The organism is Chryseobacterium sp. 27AL (assembly GCF_057815395.1).
The window spans coordinates 1-986 of record NZ_JBYRIW010000032.1 but is presented as its reverse complement, the minus strand read 5'-3'; the positions used below and the strand labels follow the sequence as shown (position 1 = coordinate 986).

Sequence of the window (986 nt, the reverse complement as noted above, 5' to 3'; positions counted from 1 at the left end):
CTGCGAATAGCGGGAGAGTAGGTCGCCGCCAGTTTTTTATTAAAAGTCTCATACAGCAATGTGTGAGACTTTTTGCGTTTATACTATTCAAGATTCAAGATTCAAGATTCAAAGTTTAAGGTAAACTACATACCCAATGACAAAGAGCCAGGGAAAAAGTAAAAGGGACTAACGAGAAGAGACCGGAGATTTAAGGTTTAAGATTTAAAATTCAATGTTAAATCACTTATTGCCTATTATTTATTACCTGTCCTCACTACTCATTACCATTACTCATGATTACGTCTCCACCCTTCGGGCTCAATGAATTTGGGATTATATTTTTGAATATTTTTACTTTATATCCCAACCAGAGTATTTTTGCCTATTGCCTATTGCCTATTGCCTATTGCCTATTGCCTATTGCCTATTGCCTATTGCCTATTGCCTACTGCTGTCCGGAAAGCTCCGTAGGAGCGGACTGTTAATAGCATTTTGGTTATCTCATGTCGTATAGAGCCCCATAAGGGCGGCCTGTTGATCACATCAAGCCTAAAATATCATCCTACTTTGTGCCTCTCCACCGATTGGAGATCTGCATTGTGACTGAGTATAGTTGTAAAAACACTTTATCAGCCATACTATAATCGCTAAACTGCTTTTAAGCTAAACAAAAGTGATCCCAGAAATCCCCACAGATACTTCGCCAATGTGGATAAGTATAATATCTATTTAATATAAATAGTCTCAATAGGTTAAGTATCAAAGTTATCCACAATCCATGCTGAATCTATATTTTATGTTAAGTTAATTAGGATTATATAAGATAAGTCTCTATCTTTGCCCCACTGAAAACGAGAGGTGAGTAAGTAGCGCAGAAGAGCTTTTAGAAAAGCAGTAATAAATTAAAGAAGACTCTTAAAAGGATACAGCAACAAGCTTTTTAGCTTTAAATTTTTTAAGGAAAAAAGTTGTGGAATTAAAAAATATTTGTATCTTTGCAGTCC

General features: G+C 35.8%; 1 protein-coding gene. It reads left to right on the top strand.

Features of this window, described 5'->3' with window-relative positions; translation table 11 throughout:
* The first annotated feature begins 275 nt into the window (after positions 1 to 275).
* A complete protein-coding gene (locus AC3WV0_RS18060; protein WP_488847484.1) occupies positions 276 to 467 on the top strand; it encodes a hypothetical protein in 192 nt (63 codons plus the stop codon).
* The last annotated feature ends 519 nt before the right edge of the window (positions 468 to 986 follow it).

Coding starts and splice junctions, on each gene's coding strand:
- AC3WV0_RS18060 (WP_488847484.1), top strand. CDS start 276: ATGATTACGTCTCCACCCTTCGGGCTCAATGAATTTGGGATTATATTT.